This window comes from Rhodococcus sp. NPDC057135 (genome assembly GCF_042670865.1).
Taxonomy (GTDB): Bacteria; Actinomycetota; Actinomycetes; order Mycobacteriales; family Mycobacteriaceae; genus Rhodococcus_F.
The window spans coordinates 298,543-321,384 of record NZ_JBHUUU010000006.1 but is presented as its reverse complement, the minus strand read 5'-3'; the positions used below and the strand labels follow the sequence as shown (position 1 = coordinate 321,384).

At 62.4% G+C, this 22,842-nt stretch carries 20 protein-coding genes; 9 read left to right on the top strand and 11 right to left on the bottom strand.

Annotation, left to right across the window (positions count from 1 at the left end; all coding sequences use genetic code 11):
• Window positions 1-156: 156 nt before the first annotated feature.
• Window positions 157-2,739, bottom strand: a complete 2,583-nt coding sequence (gene lanKC, locus ACFT1A_RS14450) for a class III lanthionine synthetase LanKC (RefSeq protein ID WP_378447550.1) — start codon at window positions 2,737-2,739, stop codon at window positions 157-159.
• Window positions 2,740-3,111: 372 nt separating this feature from the next.
• On the opposite strand from lanKC, the gene ACFT1A_RS14445 reads away from it, so the two are divergent.
• The 3 genes from ACFT1A_RS14445 to ACFT1A_RS14435 are packed head-to-tail and all read left to right on the top strand — an operon-like array spanning window position 3,112 to window position 5,735.
• Complete coding sequence (locus ACFT1A_RS14445; RefSeq protein WP_378447549.1) at window positions 3,112-4,305, top strand: thiolase family protein; 1,194 nt, start codon at window positions 3,112-3,114, stop codon at window positions 4,303-4,305.
• Between the two features lie 28 nt (window positions 4,306-4,333).
• A complete protein-coding gene (locus tag ACFT1A_RS14440; protein WP_378447548.1) occupies window positions 4,334-5,095 on the top strand; it encodes a 3-hydroxyacyl-CoA dehydrogenase in 762 nt (253 codons plus the stop codon).
• Between the two features lie 13 nt (window positions 5,096-5,108).
• Window positions 5,109-5,735, top strand: coding sequence for a TetR/AcrR family transcriptional regulator (locus tag ACFT1A_RS14435; protein ID WP_378447547.1), 627 nt, complete (start codon window positions 5,109-5,111; stop codon window positions 5,733-5,735).
• Between the two features lie 72 nt (window positions 5,736-5,807).
• Here ACFT1A_RS14435 and ACFT1A_RS14430 read toward each other — a convergent pair whose 3' ends face one another.
• Both ACFT1A_RS14430 and ACFT1A_RS14425 read right to left on the bottom strand, forming a co-directional pair.
• Window positions 5,808-7,430 (bottom strand): long-chain fatty acid--CoA ligase, encoded by a 1,623-nt coding sequence (locus ACFT1A_RS14430; RefSeq protein ID WP_378447546.1) that lies wholly within the window; start codon window positions 7,428-7,430, stop codon window positions 5,808-5,810.
• 101 nt (window positions 7,431-7,531) lie between these two features.
• The gene (locus ACFT1A_RS14425) at window positions 7,532-9,217 is read right to left on the bottom strand and encodes a dihydroxyacetone kinase family protein (protein ID WP_378447545.1); all 1,686 of its coding nucleotides are present in this window, start codon (window positions 9,215-9,217) and stop codon (window positions 7,532-7,534) included.
• Window positions 9,218-9,271: 54 nt separating this feature from the next.
• Here ACFT1A_RS14425 and ACFT1A_RS14420 point away from each other — a divergent pair, with 54 nt between their 5' ends.
• Window positions 9,272-10,135, top strand: coding sequence for a patatin-like phospholipase family protein (locus ACFT1A_RS14420; RefSeq protein ID WP_378447544.1), 864 nt, complete (start codon window positions 9,272-9,274; stop codon window positions 10,133-10,135).
• A complete protein-coding gene (locus ACFT1A_RS14415) occupies window positions 10,132-10,986 on the top strand; it encodes an LLM class flavin-dependent oxidoreductase (RefSeq protein WP_378447543.1) in 855 nt (284 codons plus the stop codon). The genes ACFT1A_RS14420 and ACFT1A_RS14415 overlap by 4 nt, the downstream gene beginning before the upstream one ends.
• 1 nt (window position 10,987) lies before the next feature.
• Here ACFT1A_RS14415 and ACFT1A_RS14410 read toward each other — a convergent pair whose 3' ends face one another.
• On the bottom strand, window positions 10,988-11,998 hold the full coding sequence (locus ACFT1A_RS14410) for a threonine aldolase family protein (protein WP_378447542.1): 1,011 nt from the start codon (window positions 11,996-11,998) through the stop codon (window positions 10,988-10,990).
• Between the two features lie 334 nt (window positions 11,999-12,332).
• Between ACFT1A_RS14410 and ACFT1A_RS14405 the strand changes: the two genes are divergently transcribed.
• Complete coding sequence (locus ACFT1A_RS14405) at window positions 12,333-12,872, top strand: HNH endonuclease (RefSeq protein ID WP_378447541.1); 540 nt, start codon at window positions 12,333-12,335, stop codon at window positions 12,870-12,872.
• Between the two features lie 19 nt (window positions 12,873-12,891).
• The gene (locus ACFT1A_RS14400) at window positions 12,892-13,149 is read left to right on the top strand and encodes a WhiB family transcriptional regulator (RefSeq protein ID WP_378447540.1); all 258 of its coding nucleotides are present in this window, start codon (window positions 12,892-12,894) and stop codon (window positions 13,147-13,149) included.
• Between the two features lie 4 nt (window positions 13,150-13,153).
• Here ACFT1A_RS14400 and ACFT1A_RS14395 read toward each other — a convergent pair whose 3' ends face one another.
• The 7 genes from ACFT1A_RS14395 to ACFT1A_RS14365 form a co-directional block, all read right to left on the bottom strand.
• On the bottom strand, window positions 13,154-14,575 hold the full coding sequence (locus tag ACFT1A_RS14395) for a DUF2252 domain-containing protein (RefSeq protein ID WP_378447539.1): 1,422 nt from the start codon (window positions 14,573-14,575) through the stop codon (window positions 13,154-13,156).
• 80 nt (window positions 14,576-14,655) lie between these two features.
• Window positions 14,656-14,979 carry a DUF6292 family protein gene (locus ACFT1A_RS14390; RefSeq protein WP_283306201.1) on the bottom strand — a complete coding sequence of 108 codons (324 nt, stop codon included), beginning with the start codon at window positions 14,977-14,979 and terminating at the stop codon, window positions 14,656-14,658.
• Between the two features lie 69 nt (window positions 14,980-15,048).
• Window positions 15,049-16,329, bottom strand: a complete 1,281-nt coding sequence (locus ACFT1A_RS14385; protein ID WP_378447538.1) for an NAD(P)/FAD-dependent oxidoreductase — start codon at window positions 16,327-16,329, stop codon at window positions 15,049-15,051.
• Between the two features lie 47 nt (window positions 16,330-16,376).
• Window positions 16,377-16,859, bottom strand: a complete 483-nt coding sequence (locus ACFT1A_RS14380; RefSeq protein ID WP_372472416.1) for an acyl-CoA thioesterase — start codon at window positions 16,857-16,859, stop codon at window positions 16,377-16,379.
• A gap of 131 nt (window positions 16,860-16,990) precedes the next feature.
• Entirely contained in the window at window positions 16,991-17,794 is an 804-nt protein-coding gene (locus ACFT1A_RS14375) for a class I SAM-dependent methyltransferase (protein WP_378447537.1), read from the bottom strand.
• Window positions 17,791-18,450, bottom strand: coding sequence for a FadR/GntR family transcriptional regulator (locus ACFT1A_RS14370; RefSeq protein WP_378447536.1), 660 nt, complete (start codon window positions 18,448-18,450; stop codon window positions 17,791-17,793). Before ACFT1A_RS14370 ends, ACFT1A_RS14375 begins: the two co-directional genes overlap by 4 nt.
• Window positions 18,451-18,545: 95 nt before the next feature.
• Window positions 18,546-19,448, bottom strand: a complete 903-nt coding sequence (locus ACFT1A_RS14365; protein ID WP_378447535.1) for an Lrp/AsnC family transcriptional regulator — start codon at window positions 19,446-19,448, stop codon at window positions 18,546-18,548.
• Window positions 19,449-19,672: 224 nt separating this feature from the next.
• Here ACFT1A_RS14365 and ACFT1A_RS14360 point away from each other — a divergent pair, with 224 nt between their 5' ends.
• Together ACFT1A_RS14360 and ACFT1A_RS14355 are read left to right on the top strand one after the other, a co-directional pair.
• A complete protein-coding gene (locus tag ACFT1A_RS14360) occupies window positions 19,673-21,388 on the top strand; it encodes an amidohydrolase (protein WP_378447534.1) in 1,716 nt (571 codons plus the stop codon).
• A complete protein-coding gene (locus tag ACFT1A_RS14355; RefSeq protein WP_378447533.1) occupies window positions 21,388-22,722 on the top strand; it encodes an MFS transporter in 1,335 nt (444 codons plus the stop codon). Before ACFT1A_RS14360 ends, ACFT1A_RS14355 begins: the two co-directional genes overlap by 1 nt.
• Window positions 22,723-22,842: the final 120 nt, after the last annotated feature.

The following is a 22,842-nucleotide window of genomic DNA, read 5'->3' as shown; positions in this document are numbered from 1 at the left end:
GGGAGAGAATGGCGTCCATTGTCATTTCCTTTGTTGATCGGCGTTCTTGCCGATGGATTTGATCGATCGAATTTTCTTTGCGGTGCTGATTTCATTTCAGGTTCTTGGCCTGATACTTCTGTGCTCCAATCTTCCGGGGTGATTACTTCCGAACATTTAGGAGATGTGGCTGTTTGACGCGCACATCAGTGGAAACGACTGTCGGACAGTTGGCAATCCGGCATGACGGAGCAATGCCAGTATTCCCGCGGATCCGGTTGCCCAGTCTGTCGAGAGTCTCAGGTTCTGTTCACCTGGAAAGTGCAGGCCTCCTGCGTGATTGAGGCTGTGCAAGCCCAGAAGCTGAAACTGCTGTGCAAGCGTCTGTTCACAATCGGCGCCGGCGTATGGAGTCTTGGAGAGTTCGCTGAGGAAGAGAATCAGCCCGGCTCGCCCGTTGAGTAGTCCGGCTTGGGCAGTGAATTCGACTGTGGCGGCGCGGGATATCGCACGCACCGCAGCTGCGTAACGCGGTTCGTCGACGTGGCGCAGAAGTTGTAGAAGTACCAGGCCCACACCGACAGACCCGGATCCGAGATACGGCATCGTCCGGCGCTCCTCTCTCAGTTGCATCGACCCGTCAGGGCACATCGACATCACAGACAGATCGATGTCAACGAGCTGGCGTGCGTGTTCCAGCGATCGAGGATCACCGCTCAGTTCGTAGTGGCGAGTCCAGAACAGCGCTTGTCCGCTCGGTCCCCGCATCAGCCCACCTCGGCCGGCCACTGCCCAAGGTGTTCCGCCGGCGTCGCGGACATGCAAGCGAGCAGCTGAAATTCGTTCGCGCAGAGTCTCGGTCACGACAGCGAGAGTGGGTGACACCATCGGTCGTGAAACCGACTCCTCGAGTAGAAGGCAACCGATTCCGGAAAGGCCGCTGAAGAGGCTGGAGTCGAGCTCGTCGAGTGGAGCTCGACGCAAAGTCTCGACCCACCTGTCGGCTGTCGAATGTCGCCCGTGATGCCGAAAGGTATGCACCGCACCCGCGAGCCCGTCGAAGAAGCCGAACTGTGGTTGCGTGTCCGAATCAACTTGATGTTCAGTCCATTCCAGAACTGACTCCAAGGTGTCGGTGGGAAGATCATCGGCGAGCAGGTTTCCGCACGCGCCGTGCGCAATGCCGTAGCCGTTCACTTCGAACTGGGCGATGTCGCCGGGAAAGAGTCGATCAGCGCGGGCGAGATCAAGCGAGGCGAGGATGCCGCAGCGCAATAGAGCGGCCGTGCGTTGCAGAGATTCCTTCGACGACGTGTCCCAACGATGCGGGCGATTCTCCGGTTCCGGCGGGAGTACGTCGAGCATCGAGTAGAGCGAGGCACGGAAGGCACGAGGAAGATCGAATCGAGACACCGCATAGTCGATGAGTTCGGGGATCTTGTTGCAATCGAGAGGGAACAATGTAGTAAGTGGAACAAAGAGTCCCAGCTCGATGCATCCCAAGGAGTATCGATCCGCCTCGATTCCTGTCAACTGTCGAGGTGCGGTGTATCCGGGAGCTCCGGTGGACCGGGGCGGATGCTCGTCGATGTTGTGGGCCATCTCGAAGTCGATGATCCGAATACCGGACGGTGAGCACATGACATTGCCAGGGTGGAGATCGGCATGAACGATTCCGGCGTTGTGGAAGCTCTCGACCGCGGTGGTCAACTGTTGTGCAATATCGAGTGCCCAGGTTCTGTATTCCGTTCGGGAACCGAGTGTCTGGTCCGCGCGTATCAGTGGGTAGCGGAGCGCAATTTCCTGATTCAGGGGAGTGCCGGGAGCGCGCGAGGTGACAAGGAAGTGGTGTCCCTCGCGCTCGAACAAGCTGATGGCAGAAGGTGAGTACGGGTTGTCGGCGAGGTGTGTCAACTTGTCGTACTCGTTACGGATGCGCTCGATTGCGTACCGGCCGTTGGCGTCCGGGGCGGTGAAGGGTCTGCCTTCTTTGATGACCAGATTGACGCCATTGTTGTCGAACGCAGAGTAGATTCCTCCACTGTTGCTGAAGTGCAGGGCTTCTCGAATCGAGAAGGGGAACTCACCTGGTGATTTAAGTTTGTCTTGTTGCGCACGAACAAAGTCCGGGATTTGTACCCAGTCGGGAGTTCTGAAGGAAGTGCCGCGCAGATCGGGTTCGAGCGATCCGTCAGGACGCCGGATTGCCGGGACACGATCGCCGGATGAATCGTAGGTCTGCATGGGCAGGTACGCGCCGTATCGAAGGTAGAGCGGTCCACGGTTCCAGCGCACATCGCTGAGGATGTAGGGCCCGTCGGCACCCGCGACAAGCCCGTCCAGTTCGGTGATGACACGTTGTGTGGCAACACCATCCGACGGATAGATCGTGATGAATTTTCCGCTGGAAGTTCGATTGGCCTGCTTGCTGTTGGACAACATGAGGTCTGTCGCCGTCCGAAGAAATTTGAACGGCACCAGATTGTGGCCGCAATACGCGGACACAGTATCGAGCAGTTCCTGTGCATTGGCTTGGGTAGCGGAGCAGTGAATCTTCCATCCCTGCTCGGGTAGCGGGGCGCCAGGCGGTTGCAAGTAGTTCCACGGTCCGCCTTGGGGGCCGCGCCGCCAGAGTGACCACTCCACCGACTTTGCGGGGACAAAGTGCTGGTCAGTCGGTGTGTCAGGTCGAGTGGCAGTTCTGATTCGGTCGTAGAAATGCGAGTCGGCACGTGTGAAGGCAACGTATCGCAGGTCCACGCTCAACCTCCCGGTCAGTCCCCCTGCGGTTTGTCATCGATTGGTGCCACGTCCCGAATCCCCATGTGGCTTGGATTGCTTGTGGCGGAAGGTTATCCGATTCCGGACATTTCGGGCGAAGATTGAAAACCTATCATTCGAAAGTACTAACGGATGGCTCGGGGCCTGGCGAGGCTACTGATCGTGCGAACCGTCGTTGGTGAGCATCTGCTTCGAAGCCCGGCAGCTCCTCTTGACGCGCGGGTCACGTCGATGGTAATTCTTTAGCGAGCGCTAAGTCAGGGTGCTCCCTCGATCTCGGTCCGGCGCTCGGCGCCACGAAACTCGGGTGCCGGACCGCCCCAGCAGTGCACGTCCTCGAAGGGAACGAAGATGACCAAGGCAGTGATCGTCGATGTAGTCCGGATCGCGTCCGGCAAGGGCAAGCCGGGTGGAGCACTGTCCGGGACGCACCCTGTCGAACTGATGGCCCACGTTCTGCGTTCCATCGTCGATCGAAACGGCCTCGACCCCGCCCTGGTGGACGACGTAATCGGCGGTTGCGTCGGACAGGCCGGTGAGCAGGCTCTCAACATCACCCGCAGTGCGGTCCTCTCGGCCGGATTCCCCGAATCGGTACCTGCCACCACGATCGATCGCCAGTGCGGATCAAGTCAGCAAGCTGCGCACTTTGCGGCGCAGGGCGTGATCGCCGGTGCATACGACATTGTGATCGCGGCGGGCGTCGAGTCGATGAGTCGTGTCCCGATGGGCACTACGACGATGGGGAAGGACGCTTCCGGTCCGGGCATCGCGGCTCGCTACCCCGAAGGCCTGGTCAACCAGGGAATCTCCGCGGAGTTGATCACCGCGAAGTGGAAGTTCGACCGCGAGGCTCTCGACGCATTCGCTGCGCAGTCCCACCAGCGGGCAGCGGAGGCAGCGGCGAAGGGGCTCTTCGACAAGGAGATCCTGCCGATCTCGGTGACCGACGCCGCTGGTGAGACCGTCTCGCACACCGTCGACGAGACGGTTCGCGCGTCCACTACCGCCGAGGGCCTCGCCGGCTTGAAGCCGTCGTTCTACTCGGAGAAGTACGCGCAGCGTTTCCCTGAGGCACCGTGGTCGATCACTCCCGGTAACTCGTCGCCGCTCACCGACGGCGCGTCCGCGGCACTGATCATGAGCGAAGAAATGGCGTCGAAGCTGGGGCTGACCCCGCGAGCACGCTTCCATTCCTTCTCCGTCGCGGGCGACGACCCGATCTTCATGCTCACCGCGCCCATCCCGGCCACACACAAGGTGCTCGCTCGCGCCGGTCTGAGCATCGACGACATCGACACCTACGAGGTCAACGAGGCATTTGCTCCCGTGCCGCTCGCCTGGGCTCACGAGTTCGGCGCCGACCCGGCAAAGCTCAACCCGTGGGGCGGCGCCATTGCTCTCGGCCATGCCCTTGGGTCCTCGGGCACTCGTCTGCTGACCACGATGGTCAACCACCTCGAGGCCACCGGCGGACGCTACGGTCTGCAGACCATGTGCGAGGGCGCCGGCATGGCCAACGCCACCATCATCGAACGCATCTGAAACACACAACCTTTCGAAAGGAACTCTCATGATCGTCAACGACAGCGTCGCCGTCGTCACCGGTGGAGCATCCGGCCTCGGCTTGGCCACCACCAAAGCCCTTCTTGCCGACGGCGCCAGCGTCGTCATCATCGACCTTCCCTCGTCTAACGGTGAAGCCATCGCCAAGGAACTCGGCGACCGGGTCCGCTTCGCGGCGGCAGATGTCACCGACGAGGTCGCGGTCACCGCTGCACTCGACGTGGCCGAGTCCCTCGGTCCCCTGCGGGTGGCGGTCAACTGCGCCGGAATCGGCAACGCAGTCAAGACGGTCAGCAAGAAGGGTGCATTCCCGCTCGACGCGTTCAAGAAGGTCATCGACGTCAATCTGATCGGCACCTTCAACGTCCTTCGTCTTGCTGCGGAACGTATTTCGAAGACCGAGCCGATCGACGGTGAACGTGGCGTCATCATCAACACTGCCTCTGTCGCAGCATACGACGGCCAGATCGGGCAGGCTGCGTACTCCGCGTCGAAGGGCGGCGTCGTCGGTATGACGCTCCCGATCGCCCGCGACCTCGCGTCGCTGCTGATCCGCGTCAACACCATTGCGCCCGGCCTGTTCAAGACCCCGTTGCTGGCCGGACTGCCCGAAGCAGCCCAGACATCGTTGGGTCAGCAGGTGCCCCACCCCTCACGTCTGGGTGATCCCAGCGAGTACGGCGCGCTTGCTGCGCACATCGTTTCCAACCCCATGCTCAACGGTGAGACGATCCGCCTCGACGGTGCAATCCGTATGGCACCGCGGTAATTTCGGGCATCACATGACTGGCGAGGTGGAGTCGGTGAATTCGGTGGCAGTGGACTGGCGGTCCTTCCCGCCGCTGGTGATGACCGACATCCTGACGGCTTCGCTCGAGCTGTTCGACGAGAACGGTTACCACGGTACGACGGTGCGACAGATTGCCAATCGCGTCGGGGTAACCGTTCCCGCGCTCTACTATCACCACGCGAACAAGGAGGCGGTCTTGGTCGCTTTGTTCGAGATCTCGATGAGCGAACTGAATACCAGAACCGAAGCGGCAGAGGCGGAGGCCGGTGAAAATCCGGTACGACGCTTTGCCTTGGTGGTGGAGGCGATTGTTCTCTACATGACCCACCGGTCGCGGCATGCAGCGTTGGACACCGAGATCCGGCATGTCTCACCGGAAAGTCGAAGCCGATACGCCGCCAGCCGTAAACGGCTCGAGTTGCTGATGCGCAGGATCGTCGACGACGGTGTTGCGTCAGGTGATTTTTCGGTCACCGATACCGAAGAGACTGTCCGGGCCATACTCGGTATGGCGCAGTCACTGCCGCGTTGGTTCCAGACCGGCGGTCCGATGTCACCGTCGCAATTGGCGCAGAAGTACGTCGACATCTCTTTTCATACGGTCGGGTATCGACCGTAAGGTGTCTCGTCCGTAAACGAAGGCGGGCAACAGGTCGAAAACCTGTTGCCCGCCTTCAGTATTTGATACGTGTCAGAGTCGCGTGACTTCGAGTCCGCCCTCATGGTAGTCGGCCCGCAAGCGCTTCTTGTCGAACTTGCCGACGCTCGTCTTCGGGACTTCCTGGACCACAGCCCAGTTCTCGGGCAGCTGCCACTTGGCAACCTTGTCCGAAAGATACTGTTGCAGTTCGGACATGGTGGTTTCGGAACCGGCGCGAAGAACAACCGCAACCAACGGGCGCTCGTCCCACTTCTCGTCCGGCACGCCGATGACGGCAGCTTCGGTGACGTCGGGGTGGCCCATGACGGCGTTCTCGAGGTCGACCGAGGAGATCCATTCGCCGCCGGACTTGATGATGTCCTTGGAGCGGTCGGACAGGCTCAGGAAGCCGTCGGCCGTGATGGATCCGACATCGCCGGTCTTGAGCCAGCCGTCGTTGAACTTGTCTTCCGCGTCGACGCCGTAGTACGACCCGGTGATCCAAGGGCCGCGCACTTCGAGTTCGCCGACGGAAACTCCGTCGTGTGCAACAACTTTGCCGTCGTCGTCGATGAGACGCGCCTCGACGGATGCCGGGAATCGACCCTGCGAGTAGCGGTACTTCCACATCGCGTCGCCGGTGACACCGGCCGGCGGACGGGCAACGGATCCGAGCGGGGAGGTTTCGGTCATGCCCCAGGCGTGCAGGACGGAGACGTTGTGATCGGCTTCGAACGCGTGCATGAGGGCGGGCGGTACCGCGGAGCCGCCGATCAGAACCTCACGCATCGAGGAGATGTCCTGAGGGTTCTGCTCGAGGTAGAGGTGCAGGCCCTGCCAGATGGTGGGTACGGCCGCGGCGAACGTCGGCTGCTCGCTGGCGATGATCGCAGCCAATGGGGCAGGCTGGAGGAAGCGGTCGGGCATGATCAGCGAGGCGCCGATCATGAACGCGGCGTAGGGAAGTCCCCACGACATGGCGTGGAACTGAGGCACCACGGCGAGCGCACGATCGCCCTGGGCGAGGTTGGGGCCGTCGCTCATGCAGACCTGCATGGAGTGCAGGTAGATCGAACGGTGGGAGTAGACGACGCCCTTGGGGTCGCCGGTGGTGCCGGACGTGTAACACATTGCGGCAGCGCTGAGTTCGTCGACCTCGGGCCAGTCGAACTCGGTGGGCTGATCGGCGATCAAGCCCTCGTAGGTATGAACCTGCACGCCCTCGGGAACTTCGAGTCCTGCAGTGGAGGAGCCGGTGACAATGATGTGCTTGACGGTCGTCAGCGACGGAAGCTGCGGAGAGAGAAGCGGAATCAGGGACGGGTCGACGATGATCACGCGGTCCTCGGCGTGATTGGCGACGTGGATCAACTGCTCGGGGAACAGACGAATGTTCAGCGTGTGGAGCACAGCGCCCATCGAGGGGATCGCCAGGTACGCCTCGAGGTGCTCGGAGTTGTTCCACATGAATGTGGCGACTCGCTCGTCACCTTCGACGCCGAGTCCGCGCAGGGCGTGCGCAAGCTGTGCACAACGCTTGCCGACGTCTGCGTATGACACGCGTCGCGGGCCGGACTCGGTCCACGTGACAACCTCGGAGGCGCCGTGAACGGAGGCGCCGTGGCGGAGAAGTTGAGCAATGGAGAGGGGGGCGTCTTGCATTGTGCTCAGCATGGGCTGCTCCTGTTTGGTGTGTGAGACCGGTGCTTTTGCCCACGGGCCGTCACAAACGATGTGCTGTGGCTGCCAGATTAGTCACAGCACAGAAGTGCTCGCTAGTGCCCCACTGCACAAGCGAAGAACCACGCTATGAGTAGCGCTCCCGGATCGACCACTCCGCGAGCGGCTTCGCCTACATAACTTGCACGTCCGCGGTTTGCGAGCATGGTTTCGGTCGACTCCGCCCCGGCCGCTGCGGCTTCCGCTGCGCTCGCCAGCGCAGCATCCCGATCGGCTTCCGAGCTCACGGATTGCTCCAACGACTCGACCGCCGGAACTATCGCGTCGACCATCGTCTTGTCGCCGACGCGTGCGCCGCCGAGCGAGGTGATGTTGTCGAGCCCCGCCCGCGCTGCAGCCGCGATCGCCCCGAGGTCGAGTTCGGAGTCCGCCGAGCCTGCGGCAACGCGGAAGAAATGCCTGAACCAGATGCCGAACAACGCGCCGGAGGTGCCGCCGGCGTGGCCGAGGTATGCCTGCGAGACCGCGTCGAATATCGTTGCAGTGGAATATGTGTCACGGATCGACGAGATGTCGAGCTGATCCAGCGCGGCGACCATGTTGGTCCCGAAATCGCCGTCACCCGCTCGTCTGTCGAGATCGGTGAGGGCCGGTTCCTGCTCCAGTACCTTCTCGGCCCAGTCCGCAATCCAGCCGCCGACGAAGCTGCTTTCGGCAGTGCGTGAGATGTCGGGTGTGAATGTGGGACCGAAAGATTCGCGCTTGCCCATGCCGGTGTACTCACGCGCCATAGCATTCGGCCAGGCGGGCGCTTTTGTTGGTGCGTCCCATAATTCGAGGATTTCTTTGTCTGTGCGAACAAGAGTGATGGACGCCCCGGCCATGTTCAATGCAGTGACAAAAGTTCCGATCAATGTCCGCTCGATGTGAATTCCCTGTTCGTCCAGATAATCTCCGAGTTCGGCGAACAGTAGTTGCAACTCCAGCGGGTGGGTGGCGCCGAGACCGTTGACGACGGCGATGACGCGATCACCTTCGGCAAGACTCAGGGATGCAATGATCGGATCCGTCAACCGGCGCACCAGTTCCGGCGCGGGCAAGGCGTCCACACGCTCTGTACCGCGTTCACCGTGGATTCCGATACCGAGTTCCATCTGGCCGTCCGGTAGGTCGAACGACGGCTCGTCAGCCCCCGGCAAAGTACAAGGGCGAAGAGCGACGGCCATGCTTCGCGCGGAGTGCGCGACGTGTTGGCCGATCCGGGTCACCTCCGCGAGGTCGTCTCCGCGGGCGGCGGATGCGCCGCACACCTTCTCCACCACGATGGTCGCCGCAGTACCACGTCGACCCGGGCCGCTACCGTCTGCGCGTTCGGTCGCGACGTCGTCGTCCACCAGTACGACGTCGGTATCGATCTTGTCCTCGCGTAGCAACTCTCGCGCGATACCGAAGTTCATCACGTCGCCGGTGTAGTTCTTCACGATGTGCAGGACGCCGCCTCCTGCATCGGCAGCCTTGGATCCCTCGTGGATCTGAAGTGCGTTGGGTGAGCTGAAGACCAACCCGGGGCAGACGGTCGTGAGCATTCCTTCGCCGATGAATCCGGCGTGCATGGGTTCGTGACCGGAGCCGCCGCCGGAGACGAGTGCGACCCGTCCGCGAGGAAGTGGCCTCGCGCGTGTGAGGTATCCAGGGTCGGGATTCCAGGCGATGTCGTCGGTGGATGCGATCAACCCGCGGAGTGCGTCGGGAACAAATGTCTTTGCGCTGCGCATGAACATCACTTCAGAGTAGGTCTAACGTCGACTTCGGGCACGGATCACGATCGACGAGAGGTGGACGGCGTGAAATTGGGGTTGGTACTTGCCGGCGGCGGCGTTGCGGGAATCGCCTGGGAAACCGGTTTCCTGTTGGGCGTTCAGGACAAATCGCCTGACACTGCAGCATCGCTGCTGACGGCGGACGTGTTGATCGGCACGTCCGCAGGTTCCACGGTGAGCGCTCAGATTGCGGGCGGTGCAACACTGCAAGAACTTTTCGACGCACAAACAGCGGAGGCGACCGGCGAGATCGATCCGAAGGTCGATGTCGAGGTACTCGGTCAGATGTTCGTCGACGCGATCGCAGGATCGCAGGACCGGGCCGAGCAGCTCCGTTTGCTCGGCGAGGCAGCGATGAGAGCCGATACCGTCGAACCCGCCGTGCGTCGTGCGGTCATCGAGGCGCGGCTGCCCAATCGGTTGTGGCCCGACCGGGAGTTGCGCATCCCGGCGATCAACGCGCAGACCGGTGAGTTGAGGGTGTTCGGCAATGCTTCCGGCGTCGACCTGATCGACGCAGTCGGAGCGAGTTGCGCTGTCCCCGGGGTGTGGCCGGTAGTCACGATCGACGGTCACCGGTACATGGACGGCGGAATGGCGAGTGGCTCGAATGTTCATCTGGCTGCCGACTGCGATGTAGTCGTGGTTCTTTCACCCGCGGCAGACCCTGCCCCGAATCTGCTGGGCGGCAGTCTACGAGAGGAAATCGATGTGTTGGCGCCCGCGCGCGTACTGCCGGTCTTCGCCGACGACGCCGTCGTGGAAGCGATCGGAACGAACTCGCTCTCGCCGACAACCAGGCGCCCGGCAGCTGAACTCGGCCGTGAACAGGGCCGGCGAACAGCCGACGAGATCGCCGCTTTTCTGGTGACGGCATGAGTACCGCACGGATTGCTGTCGTCCTGCGCCCGGAACAGCCCCCGGAGGACCTGGTCAGCCATGCGAGGTATGCCGACGAGTGCGGTATCGGTGAGGTCTGGTTGTGGGAAGACTGCTTCTTCGGCGGAGGAATAGCCACTGCTGCAGCTGTATTGGCTGCAAGTGAGCGTCTGGGAGTAGCGATCGGCGTGCTGCCGACCCCGATGCGCAACACCGCGATCACGGCGATGGAGATTTCGGCGCTGGCCAGAGTTCATCCGGATCGACTGCGGGTTGGCTTCGGTCACGGCGTTCAGAGTTGGATGCGGCAGATCGGTGCCAAAGCCGAATCGCCGTTGACTCTCCTGCGGGAGCAGTTCGGAGCAGTCGAGCAGCTACTGCGCGGTGAGTCGGTGACGGTGTCCGGTCGATACGTGAATCTCACGGACGTCACGCTGGCGTGGCCACCGGAAAAGGTGCCGCAGTTGCTCGTCGGCGCCACGGGGCCAAAGACTTTGGCGCTCAGTGGCGAGTTGGCGCAGGGCACTGTGCTCTCGGGTGGGACGACCCCGGACGGCGTGCGTCGGGCGATCGCTCACATCGGGGCGTCGGATCACGAGGTTGTCGTTTACGTCATCTGCGCTTTCGGTTCCGGCGGTCGCGAGCGCGCCCTTGCCGAGGCCGCAGCGTCCGGTAGCGAGTCGCCGGAGGATGCGATTGCCGCGGGCACCGCGGCCGAAGTCGCGGCAGCAGCACGGCGATGGGTGGCAGCAGGTGCAACCACCGTGGTACTACAACCGACTGTTGACGAGCCGGATGTCCGCGAGTTCATTCACTTTGTCGCGCAGGAGGTTCAACCCCTGGTGGCGTAGCTCAGAAGGTTACTCTGGACAGAACCGCGTCGATGTCGGCAGTGCTCACGTCGCGATGTGTCACGAACCGAACCTTCCCGGCAACAGTGACCGCGCCGACGTCGACAGCGGCGAGCTGTGCAACGGTGGCCGACGGATCGGGTGTGGCGGCGAGAACGATGTTGGTGGCGGGTTCGTCGACAGCCCAACCGCGTTCACGAAGCCCCGACGCGAGGCGCTGCGCGTTGTCGTGATCGTCGGAGAGGCGAGCTTGTGAGCGCAGCGCGACGATGCCGGCTGCGGCCAGCACTCCGCCCTGGCGAACACCGCCGCCGAGCATCTTGCGGATCCTTCGGGCTTCGGTGATCAATTCGGGTGATGCGGCGAGTATCGAGCCGACGGGCGCACCGAGTCCCTTGCTCAGGCACACCTGAACGGTATCGGCACCGGAAGTCAATTCGGTGGGCGAAACATCGAGTGCAGCAGCGGCATTCCAGAGACGGGCGCCGTCGAGGTGAATCTTCAAGCCGCGTGATCGCGCCGCGTCGACCAGTGTCGTCCACTCGGTCGGATTCATGACGGCGCCGCCGGCGAAGTTGTGAGTGTTTTCGAGACAGAGCAGCGTGGTGTTCAACGTGAAATACGGGCCGGGGGAGCCTGCCGCCTTCACGACGGTCTCGGGGCTGGGACGCCCGGGTCCGCCGTCGTGCGGCAAGGCCATCGGCATTCCCTGGGCGAGCCAGGCGGCGGTGCCCAATTCGGAACCCAGGACGTGAGAGTGCTCCGGTGCCAGGAACTGATCGCCGCGGCGAAGGTGCAGCATCAGCGCAATCAGGTTGCCCATCGATCCGCTCGGCACCCACAGTGCGGCTGTGAACCCCAGAGTGTGCGCCACTTCTTCCTCGAGCGCCGCCATGGTCGGGTCGTGATCGAGGACGTCGTCACCGACCTCTGCGTCGGCCATCGCCTTCCGCATCTCCGCGTCAGGCTTGGTGACGGTGTCCGAGCGAAGGTCGATGTACGACGAAGTCATGGCTCATTCGATCAAGCCGCGTGTTCCGGCGTCAAACCGCGGTATTTCCAGGACGGCTCTTCCGGCCTGATAAATCGATATCGCTGAGGATGCCTTCCGTGTGATGATGAGCGCCGGCAATCGCCGGTGAAGAGAACAAGAGTGGAAGGGGACAGGCATGCGCGACTGGAAGCACGCGTTGCACCTGCGTGGGCACTCACCCCGCGGCATTTCCCATCCCGCATTCGGGGAACAGAGTGGCGCTGAATACATGCCGTTCCCCATTTCCTGCACTTGCTCCTGACCCGCCGTCGTGTCCAGGAGTTTCACTCCTCGACACGAACTGAGAATTCTCATGCGGAACCCGAACCGCGCACCCGCCGCCGCCTCTCACAGTTGGATGAACCGGTCCGTCCACGTACTCAACGCCACGTACGAATACCTCGGTGAAGTGAGCGCCGATCGGGCGGTCGTCCTGATCGCCACCGGTTCCGCGCAGTCCACCGAAGACGTGATCCCGATATTTCCGGTGCGCTCCAAGCACATCGAGATCCCACTGCCTCGGACGATTCTGCTCGCCGAGTACGTGTACGTTGCTCACCGGGTGACGGTCACCGATTCCAGTCGGGCCACTTTTGCCGGTGTTTTCGACCGGGACGGTCGTCAATGTGCGTACTGCGCCGCCCGGGCGACAACCATCGACCACGTCCAGCCACGAAGCCGTAACGGCCCGAACACGTGGGGAAATCTGGTGGCGTGCTGCAGTTCCTGTAATCAGCGCAAGGCGGATCGCACACCGGCTGAGGCTGGTATGCGGCTGCTGTGGGAACCAAAGGCACCTCGGCGCATCGAGAAAGTGCAGCAGAAGATCTGGCGTGAATTGAGTCGGACGTGACGGTCGAAGGGAGTAAGTGATGTACGCAGACGTGATCTCGAATCTGGCTGAGCTTCTGCCGATTTCGGACGACCGGGTCTGGTGTCAGGCGGAATGCAGAGGGGACCCCGAGCCGGACCGCTGGTTTCCTTTTCCGTCCGAGGGATACGCCTACGCGACCGACGTGTGCAGCAGGTGCCCGATTGCGGATTCATGTCGTGAATTCGCCTCTGCCACTGGCCAGACCGGAATCTGGGGTGGAGTGAAATTCGAGCAGGGCAGGATCGTCGCGGCGTGAGGGATCAGATTCCCGGCTCCGCGGCGATCGTGCCGGCAGATACCGCTCGGGACAAGGCGTCATGGTCACGTTCGGTCTGATCGGCGTAGAGCCGAGCAAATCGGGTGAGGGCGGTATCGACCGCATCCGAGGTTCCCAGGTAACCGGAAATCAGTGACGCGCCACTGGTGCGGGCGTGCCCCTTCGCCAGGAGGCGACCGCAGATCGCGACATAGTCGGTCAACGCTGCTGCGTCGATATTGTTCAGGTCCACAGAACCTTTCATGTTCCGGAACTGACGGACGTAGTACTGGCGGTCGTCGACGGTACACCAACCGAGCAGTGGATCGCTGACCGTCTGGAGTGCTTGCTGGTATTCCGCGACGCGTCGTCCTTGGTGGTCGTGCCAGGCCGAGTCGCCGTGGACAAAGGGCGCAACTACGGATCTGCGAGCCTGTTTGAGCTGCAAGAAGATGACGTCGTCCGGGATGCTCCCTTCGCACAGAGCGACATAGGCTCGCAGGGCGACGCTTCCGACTCCGACGACTCGGTGCGCCACGTCGATGACGTTGTAACCCGAGACAACTCGACGCCAGTGTGGTGCAAGGGTTTCGAGATACTCGTCGAGACCCTCCAGGAGGAAGTCGGTGTCCTGCGGGGTGAGTCGTGTTGTGAGCGGGGGGTTCTCGAGTAGCTGGCGTCGGCCGTGATCCTCGACGGTGAACCTGGGGACCGCGTGATCGCTTGTACGCCGTCGTGCCCGCTCCGCGGCGCGGCGGATCTCGGCCAGCAATCCGGGATCGGTGACGTGATCGGTGAGTCCGTCTAGATCGACCCGGTCGAAGGAACGATCGAACAGTGGACGCTCGGAGAGCTTTGCCAGGTGGAGGCGATACGCGGACACACACGAGGTCGTTGCTGTTTCACACTGAGCTTCGGTGAGGCCGTTCTGCCGACCGGCCACCCAGATGCTCGCAGCCAGCCTTCTCAGATCCCATTCCCAGGGGCCTGGGTGTGCTTCGTCGAAATCGTTGAGGTCTATGACAAGTTCGCGTTCCGGGGATCCGTAGAACCCGAAGTTTCCGACGTGTGCATCTCCGCAGATGACGGGAGTGATGCCGGTGGACGGGAGCTGCGCCATGTCTTCGGCCATCAAACCGGCAGTACCGCGCAGGAATCCGTACGGTGAAGCGACCATGCGTCCCACACGAAGCGGGACCAACCAGTCGAGTCTTCCCTCGTGTGCGGTGTTGACCTGATCGACCGGGTCACGTCGGTTGAGTGGTGGCGTCCAATCACCGAGCGACGATCGTGCCACTCGCTTGCGCAGGCCTTTCCCGATCTTGCGACGCTCACTGCGGGGTGTCTGACGCGCCCGCAAGGTCGCCCTGCCGTCCGGTTCGTTCTCGAGAGCCAACTGACCGGCAGGCCTGCTCAGCGGGTCCATGTCAGGCTCTCTTTCGTCGGGCGTGCGAAACTCGCGCTCGATCTTATGCCCGCTGGACTGAGCGCCGCGCGACGAGTTCCTTAACTACCCGCCTGTGCAATCAACTCGACGGCGCGGTCGGCGCACAGTTCGGGATCCGGCATTCTCCCGATACCGAGGCATTCGACAACGGCGAACGACGTATCCGGTGTGGTTTCCACACCGAGAGCCCACCCGAAGTAGTGATTCCAGGCGAGTACCGCTCGGTGGCCGCTGTGCTGCGGAATTTCGCTACCCAACACGATCACCGCGTCGAACGCGGGACCGTCGCACCAGATCACCGATTCGGCGAAGGTGGAGCTGGCGACAGCGACTACGTACCTGTGACAAGTCGATTCACTCGGAATGGCGATGTGTGCACGCATGGTCGCTCCTCCGGCTCGGTTGCGATCGGAGGGTTCCCCATTGCCGGCGCCGAAAAAACGCTTGGCAGATTACGTCCCGGCCACAGATCTACGACGCAGACGGTGCCTGAGATGTTTTTGTGCTGCCCGAGCGACCGAGCGAGCCGAGAGATACTGCTCGGCAGGTATCAACCGGGAACCGAACAGGTAGAACCTTTGGGCTTCGCCTTGGTCATGGGTGGCCGCGGAGATGAGCAGACGTTCGAACACGGTGAACTTTCGCCCACCAGCGTAACCACTCATGTAGTCGATGTGACTCGTCATACTCGCTCTGGCACTGCGGTATTCGGTCAGTGCAGCATTCACGTTGCGATGTGAATCGAGTGTGTGTGCCGGCGTCTCCACCAGCATTCGCGCCGTTGCGTCGACCAGCATCTGCGCGGTCTCGAGTGCCCACGAGCAGCCGATGCCCCACAACGGGTCGTTGGTCGCCGCGGCGTCGCCGATGAGTGCGAACCCGTTACCAACCGGTTCGGTGAGGGTTGTGGAGAAGTGTTTGGTACCAACGATCTTCCCCACGATGTGCTCGCGACGAATCGGCGGAGCGCCGGGTAATGCGTTGGCGTATTCGAGGAAAGCGGTAGACAGGTCGTCAGTGAACGAACCGAGCTTGTCGAGGGCGGGGAAGATGACCAGCACGCTGATTCCGCCGTCGTTGGGGAGCAGATAGGCGACGTCGGGATCCATGAACCACGACAGTGAAGATTCTCCGTCGGGTCGTTCGAGTCCGGAGAGTTGGGCGAAGTAGCTGAAGCGACCGTTTGTCACGGTCTCCGAGTCGCATCGCGCGGATCGTGCGACTGTCGAATCCTTGCCGTCCGCTCCGACGGTCAAGTTCGCTTCGAGAGTGAATGCCGAGCCCTGCGCGGTTCCGTACACACCGGCCGTGGTGCCGTTCTTGGTCAGCAACCCGGAAACGCGATGTCCGAGAAGAAGGTCGACGTTCGGGTAGTCGTTCGCGAGTTGCCGCAGGAGCGGGTCGAGCGTCTCCCTCCGGACGTTGAATCCCGGTGGCGACGAGTCGTCGGTGGCGTCAGGGGTGATCCATCCCCACGGAGTCCAGAACTTCGGAACGGTTTCCACCATTCCCAGGGCGAGCAGTTTTTCCGTGGCGCCGAGCCTTTGCAGGATCGGGGCGCCGCACGGTTGTAGATGGTGAGTGCACAGGACCTTGTGGGCCCGGGCGTCGGAGCGAGCGTCGAGAAGCGCTATTCGCAGACCTTGCTGGGCGTACATGATTGCGGCGGCGCATCCGGCAATGCTCGCGCCGACAATCACGACGTCATATTTGTCCTGCGCTCTCGAAGTCACGCCGGTCAGTTTAATGCATAAGGTTATAACTTAAATGCTTGCAATATTCAGTCATCGTGTTCGGGCGTTAGGTCCCGAACTGCGGCCCGGATGGACTGTTCCCGAAGCTCGTTCTCCCTTCGCAGCTCACGGCGCCGACGCCCGGCCTCGAACCGTTGCCTCGCGATTGTTCCGGTCGGTCGGAGTTGGGGCACCTCAGCGGGTTTTCCGTCGCTGCCCATTGCCACCATCGTGAAGTAACAACTGTTGGTATGTCGAGATTTTCCGAGAAGAATATCTTCGGTTTCGACGCGTATTCCGATTTCCATCGACGTGCGCCCGGTGTAATTGACGGAAGCGGTGAAGGTGACAAGTTCACCGACGTGCACCGGCTCGCGGAACACCACACGATCGACGGACAGGGTCACGACGTACGTCTGGGCGTATCGACTCGCGCACGCGTAGGCAACCTGGTCGAGGAACTTCAAAATCGTTCCGCCGTGCACGTTGCCCGAGAAGTTGGACATGTCCGGCGTCATGAGGACGGTCATGGACAAGGTGTGTTTCGACGCTTGCTTCGTTTCAGGCAGCGGCTTCGATTCAGACAGGGAGTTCGATTCGGACATCGAGCGGGCCTCTTCGGGTTGGTGGACGGTGAAGAGACCGTATCCGGCCCCACGGGTTACCCGCGCGTTCGAAGGGGTGCGGTCCTAGGGTTCGGGACAGTCCCGACGTGCAGGATGTATTCACTGGTGGCGACGGGTCCGGTTGCGCTCGACCTGAGATAGGGCGCAAGCGTCGAGTGCAGGTGAGCGGACATCGAAGCCCAGCTGCCTGTTTCTCTGACTGCCTCGCGAAAATTCTTCAATGCCGGTGCCTGGTCGCACAGTTCCTCGATGGGATCCGACCCGGCTGGTAGTTGCCATTCGAGCACATGAGAGGACGAGCTCACCGACTCCAATCCAGCTGCTGCCTTCTCGAATTCGCGGGAGTTCGCCCACGTCGTCGGCAGCGGTGTGATGCCGTTCCATGCTGAGGCTGCTTCTCTGCGGAGTGCTGCTGCCCACCCGTTCTCCGACCACGTTGCGACGCAGATCTTTCCGTCTGGCCTGGTCACCCGCATCATTTCTGCGAGAGCGATCGCGGGATCGGGGCAGAAGATGATCCCGAAGATGCTGACGCAGGCGTCGGCGCTCGAATCCGGCCACGGCAAGGACTGTGCATCGCCGATCGTGAAGGTGGGTTCAGTGATGCCGGGGCGGGGAATCCAGCGTTCGCGCGCGGCCTCGAGCTGGCTGGCGGAGAGGTCGAGTGCGTGGACCGTCATGCCGCACTGGGCCGCCGGGAGCGCAAAGTTTCCGGTTCCGGCGCAGACGTCGTACACCGTGCTGACGTGTCCGATCGAGCGCAGTGCCTCCAGTGATGCAGGTGAGAGTTGTTCGGCAAGAGTCGAATACGTTGCACCGTTCCAGTTTCCCCGAGTCATGACAAGCTCCTCTCGATTGCGTCGATGACCGTATCGAGCGCTGCGCCTGCCGCGCGTGCTGCTTCGTCGGGGTTGCGTTCCTCGATAGCTGCGATCAAGGGTCGATGCTCGCCGACGTGGAATCCCGGACCGATGCTCACGGCGGACAGTGAATCCGACACGGCGGCAAGAACTCCCCGATAGACGTCGATCAGGGCGGAATTGTGTGACGCCTCGACGATCGAAAGGTGCAGGGCCATCCCGGCTTCGGTCGTACCGGAGCTGCCGGCGTGATCGGGGTGTGCGTTCCATGCTGCGTGGATCCGTGCGAGGTCTTCGGGGGTGCGGCGCTGCGCTGCGAGCCGTGCGGCTTCGACCTCGAGTCCGCGTCGCAAGCTCAGTACGTCGAGAACGTCGCCTCTGGCGAGTCTGCGCCCGAGTAGTCCTTCGACCGGCGACGCCGCCGTCACGTACACGCCGCCGCCGTGGCGAACGGACAGAACTCCGGCATGTGCAAGCGCCCGTACCGCCTCGCGCATGGTGTTTCGGGCGACTCCCAATTCCTCGACCAGCGCGGTCTCCGGTGGGAGTTTTGATCCGACGGGCCATCGTCCGGAGGCGATGGCCTCCTCGATCGTCGCGGCGACAGTGTCTACCTTGCGTCCGGAATCGGACATGTATGCCGCCTCGGGTAAGTGGGTCAATGACTTGTCCGAGGCTAGCGTGCTCGACCAAGTGGGTCAATGACTTGCGGTCTACCTGGACTTGCCAGCTATCCCCGTACGTCCAGGCTGCGGGCGTAGTGCTCCTTGAACACCTCGAGATGTGCCCAGGATTCCAAGCCGCTGACACCGTCGATCCCGCGGATCCGCTCGGACAGGGAATGAAGGTCGTTGGAGGAGTTGGCGGCAACGGTCGCGATCACGTCGTACCGCCCCAGGGTTCGGGCGAGGAACTCGATTCCGGGCAGCGACTCGATCTCCGACACCGCGTTGTCGTCCCGTGAGCCCAGGTTGACGCCGATGCCCATCGCCAATGTCCGGCCACCGCCTCGCCGCTTTACGACGGCTCCGACGCGAAGTGCCGTGCTCGCGATCAGGTGATTGACGCGGTTGCGTACGGCACTCGGCGACAGACCGGTGTGCTCGGCCAGCTCGAGAAATGGCATGCGCCCGTTGCGTTCGAGTAGTTCGATCAACGCGACATCCGTCGAGTCGAGTCGAATGTCGGCTTGTAAAGCGCTCTCGGGCATGAAGATTCCCTTGATGACGTCGACGTAGACCAGCGTGCTCACGGATCGAACGCCTCGCTGTGAGCGTAGTTCGGCGATGGCGCGATACAGATCGTCGTGACTGGGCACCCGAAGTTCCGCAATCACGTTGTACTGCCCGCTGACTGCCGAGATGTAGACGGCGGCCTCGGACTCGATCAACGCGTTCAGCACGGGGGTCATCGGTCCGGACACGGCGATCGAGACGTGTGCGAGTGCCTTCAATCCGAGAAGTTCGGGATGCGCGACCGCAACCACGGACACCGTTCCCGAGTCGAGCAGTGCCTGCACTCTGGTGGACACCGCTGCACGTGGTGCGTCGACCGCCGCGGACAGTTCGCGGTACGTCGCTCGCCCATTGCGCTGAAGTGCGGCAATGAGCTTGGAATCGAGATCGACGGTCATGGATGTCCCAACTTTTCCAGAGATTTTTCTGTACCCGCTTCCTATTAGAACAGTCGCATGTGGCCATGAATGATGCGGATAAGTGCAGAAATGCTCGAAAACCACTACAAAAAAGTTGTATACCGCCTGGTCTGAAACTTTGATGCATTGCATAGCTCCAGGTCAGGGCGTAGTTTTCGCTCAATACGCAGTGACCTGCACCACCATCTCGACGAAGGACCACCATGCGCAAGTTGCACACGCACGAAGCCTCGCCGCTCGACGCCACCGCCACGATCTTCACCGGCGCCAAGATTCACACCGTTGACGACAGCACGGCGGGAGCCGAAGCGTTCCTGGTGTTCGGAAACCGCTTTGCAGCGGTGGGGACACTCGAGGAATGCCGCACCGAGGCGCGTCGCCTGAGCACTCGCACAATCGCGGTGGTCGAACTCGACGGCGCCACCGTCGTCCCCGGCTTCGTCGATCCGCACGCACACCCGCTCATGTACGGGCAGATGCTCAGCTGGGTGGACTGCGGTCCGGAGAAGGCTCACTCGATCCCCGGAATCATTGCGCTGCTTCAGGAAGCGGCACTCACAGCACCTGCGGGTGTCCCGATTCGCGGATACGGCTACGAGCACCGCAACCTGATCGAAGGGCGTCATCCGCTCAAGGAAGAGCTCGATCAGGTCGCCACCGATCGCGAGGTCTACCTCATGAACGCGAGCGGTCACGGTGGCGTCGTCAACTCCTTCACTTTCGACAAGCACGGCATCGATGCGAGCACCGAGAACCCGGCCGGTGGAGAGTTCTTCCGAGATTCGGACGGCGAGCTGACGGGCGAGCTGTCCGACGCCGCGTGCAACATCCTCACCGGCGTCAACGGAGTGAAGGTCGGTCATCACGGACCCAACTTCCATCTCGAGGACGAGCCCGACGAGCACCTTCGCCAGCTGTCGGTCGCTCAGGACAAGTTCCTGGCCGGCGGCGTCACCACCATCGGTGACTGCCAGGTGACCCGTCGTGAATTCGACATGTACCTGCGTCTGGCCGAGCAGGATCAGCTCAAGACCCGCGTCTCCATGTACATGCTCAGCCACCTCCTCGATCACGTCATCGACACGGGAATGCACGGCGCCTTCGGCAATTCCAAGCTCGCGTTCGGCGGCATCAAGTTCTATGCCGACGGCACTCTCGGTGGCTGGACCGCGTACTTCCCCGACGGATACGTGGGCGACCCGTGCCGCACCGGGCAGCTCTACCACGAGCCGGCGGACTACTCGGAGCTGATTGCCAAGGCACACTCGGTGGGTCTGCAGACCGCCACGCACGCTCAGTCGCCGACGGCCATCGACATGGTGCTCGATGCCATCGAAGCTGCGCAGAAGGCTCACCCCGACGCCGACGCGCGTCACCGCATCGAGCATTGCGGACTCCCGACGGCCGAGCAGATCGCCCGGATGAACCTGGCCGGTGTCTACCCGGTGAACCAGCCGCAGCACTACTACAACTGGGGCGAGGGCGTCACCGCTGCGATCGGGACTCCGGGTGAGCGGTTCAACCCGCTCGGCGAGTTCATCGCTGCCGAGGTTCCCGTGACCATCAGCTCAGACGCCCCAGTGGCCGAGCCCAAGCCGCTCGAAGCGATTCAGGCTGCTGTCACCCGTGTGACGCGTCAGGGCCATCAGCTCGGCTCCGATGCACTCCGCATCACCGCCGACCAGGCACTGCAGGCTCACACCCTCAACGGTGCGCGTGCGCTGGGCCGTGAAGCAGAACTGGGCAGCATCTCGGTCGGCAAGCGGGCCGACTTCGTGATTCTGGGCGCGGATCCCCTCGAGGTTCCGGCCGACGCGATTGCGCAGATCGATGTCCGCGAGACCTGGATCGACGGCGAACTCGCACATTCAGGTCATAACCACCTATTGTCGAGCACTTCGACCACCGAGGAAAAGTAATGAACCGAGAGCAACAGATCGTGAAGGCCCGCAAGGCGGGATTTGCAGCCTTCGTCGGTACAACTATCGAGTGGTACGACTTCTACGTATATGCCACGGCAGCCGCGCTGGTGTTCGGTGACATCTTCTTTCCACCCGGAACCGACCGCCTGACCGGTGTTGCGGCGGCGTTCGCGACGTACGCCGTCGGCTTCTTCGCTCGCCCGCTCGGCGGAATCGTGTTCGGCCATGTCGGTGACAAGATGGGCAGGCGCACCGCCCTTGTCGTGACTTTGACGCTGATGGGCGCAGGCACCTTCCTCATCGGCATGTTGCCCACCTACGCGTCGATCGGGTTCTGGGCGCCGTTGCTCCTGGTTGTTCTTCGCTTCGTCCAGGGCTTTGCCGTCGGCGGCGAATGGGGCGGTGCCGTCTTGATGGCCGTCGAGCATGCTCCCGAGGACAAGAAGACCTTCTACGGCGGATTCGCCCAGCTGGGCAACCCGGCCGGCGCGCTTCTGGCCACCGGTTTCTTCAGCATTCTCTCCACCTTCGGCGACGACGCTCTGCGCGAGTGGGCGTGGCGTCTGCCCTTCCTCTGCTCGGCGCTGTTGATTCTCGTCGGCTTGGTCGTTCGCCTGAAGGTCGAAGAGTCCCCGGTTTTCGAGTCCGAGGTGAAGTCCGCGGACGTACCGGAAATGCTGCCGCTCAAGTACGCGTTGGTGACCAACTGGCGCCCGATCATCCTGGGCATCGGCATTCTGCCCGTCGCAGTCGGCGGCTACTACCTCGTGACGACCTTCATCACGGCGTACGCAACCGACCCCGATGTCGGGTTGTCCGAGACGTTGATTCTCAACGCGCTCAGTGTCGCGGCAGTGGTCGAGTTGATCGCGACTCTCGGAGTGGCGTGGCTCGGCGACAAGGTGGGACGCGTCCGAGTCGTCATCTGGGGTCTTGCCGCGGTCGCAATACTCGCAGCACCGCAGTTCCTGGTGCTGAAATCCGGATCAGTGTTCCTGATCTTCTTGACCTTCGCCGTCATGCGACTGGTGCTGGCTGCCACGTACGGTCCGATCGCCGCTGTTCTGTCGCAGATGTTCAAGCCGCAGGCGCGCTATACGAGCATCTCGTTGGCGTACCAGGGTGCCGGCGCTATCTTCGGCGGCTTGTCACCGCTGGTGTCGACGCTGATGTACAAGGCAACCGGCAGCATCTGGCCGGTCATCGCACTGCTGATCGGCATGTGCATCCTGAGCATCGTCTGCCTGCTCTTCGCTCCGCAGCACGTGGACGAGGCGACCGATACCGACGGTGCTCAGCAGGGCCTGAACAAGGAATCGGCTTCCGCCTGACTGCCGAGGGTCGGCTTCCGCCTGACTGCCGAGGGTCGGCTTCCGCCTGACTGCCGAGGGTCGGCTTCCGCCTGACTGCCGAGGACCGGCCGCCTGTCAACTGAAAACACAAAGCTGGGG

What these genes read in the sequence shown, in the direction of transcription:
- ACFT1A_RS14445 (WP_378447549.1), top strand. Translation starts at nt 3,112, where the DNA reads ATGACCAAGGCAGTGATCGTCGATGTAGTCCGGATCGCGTCCGGCAAG.
- ACFT1A_RS14440 (WP_378447548.1), top strand. Translation starts at nt 4,334, where the DNA reads ATGATCGTCAACGACAGCGTCGCCGTCGTCACCGGTGGAGCATCCGGC.
- ACFT1A_RS14435 (WP_378447547.1), top strand. Translation starts at nt 5,109, where the DNA reads ATGACTGGCGAGGTGGAGTCGGTGAATTCGGTGGCAGTGGACTGGCGG.
- ACFT1A_RS14430 (WP_378447546.1), bottom strand. Translation starts at nt 7,430, where the DNA reads ATGCTGAGCACAATGCAAGACGCCCCCCTCTCCATTGCTCAACTTCTC.
- ACFT1A_RS14425 (WP_378447545.1), bottom strand. Translation starts at nt 9,217, where the DNA reads ATGTTCATGCGCAGCGCAAAGACATTTGTTCCCGACGCACTCCGCGGG.
- ACFT1A_RS14415 (WP_378447543.1), top strand. Translation starts at nt 10,132, where the DNA reads ATGAGTACCGCACGGATTGCTGTCGTCCTGCGCCCGGAACAGCCCCCG.
- ACFT1A_RS14410 (WP_378447542.1), bottom strand. Translation starts at nt 11,998, where the DNA reads ATGACTTCGTCGTACATCGACCTTCGCTCGGACACCGTCACCAAGCCT.
- ACFT1A_RS14405 (WP_378447541.1), top strand. Translation starts at nt 12,333, where the DNA reads ATGCGGAACCCGAACCGCGCACCCGCCGCCGCCTCTCACAGTTGGATG.
- ACFT1A_RS14400 (WP_378447540.1), top strand. Translation starts at nt 12,892, where the DNA reads ATGTACGCAGACGTGATCTCGAATCTGGCTGAGCTTCTGCCGATTTCG.
- ACFT1A_RS14395 (WP_378447539.1), bottom strand. Translation starts at nt 14,575, where the DNA reads ATGGACCCGCTGAGCAGGCCTGCCGGTCAGTTGGCTCTCGAGAACGAA.
- ACFT1A_RS14390 (WP_283306201.1), bottom strand. Translation starts at nt 14,979, where the DNA reads ATGCGTGCACACATCGCCATTCCGAGTGAATCGACTTGTCACAGGTAC.
- ACFT1A_RS14380 (WP_372472416.1), bottom strand. Translation starts at nt 16,859, where the DNA reads ATGACCGTCCTCATGACGCCGGACATGTCCAACTTCTCGGGCAACGTG.
- ACFT1A_RS14375 (WP_378447537.1), bottom strand. Translation starts at nt 17,794, where the DNA reads ATGACTCGGGGAAACTGGAACGGTGCAACGTATTCGACTCTTGCCGAA.
- ACFT1A_RS14370 (WP_378447536.1), bottom strand. Translation starts at nt 18,450, where the DNA reads ATGTCCGATTCCGGACGCAAGGTAGACACTGTCGCCGCGACGATCGAG.
- ACFT1A_RS14365 (WP_378447535.1), bottom strand. Translation starts at nt 19,448, where the DNA reads ATGACCGTCGATCTCGATTCCAAGCTCATTGCCGCACTTCAGCGCAAT.
- ACFT1A_RS14360 (WP_378447534.1), top strand. Translation starts at nt 19,673, where the DNA reads ATGCGCAAGTTGCACACGCACGAAGCCTCGCCGCTCGACGCCACCGCC.
- ACFT1A_RS14355 (WP_378447533.1), top strand. Translation starts at nt 21,388, where the DNA reads ATGAACCGAGAGCAACAGATCGTGAAGGCCCGCAAGGCGGGATTTGCA.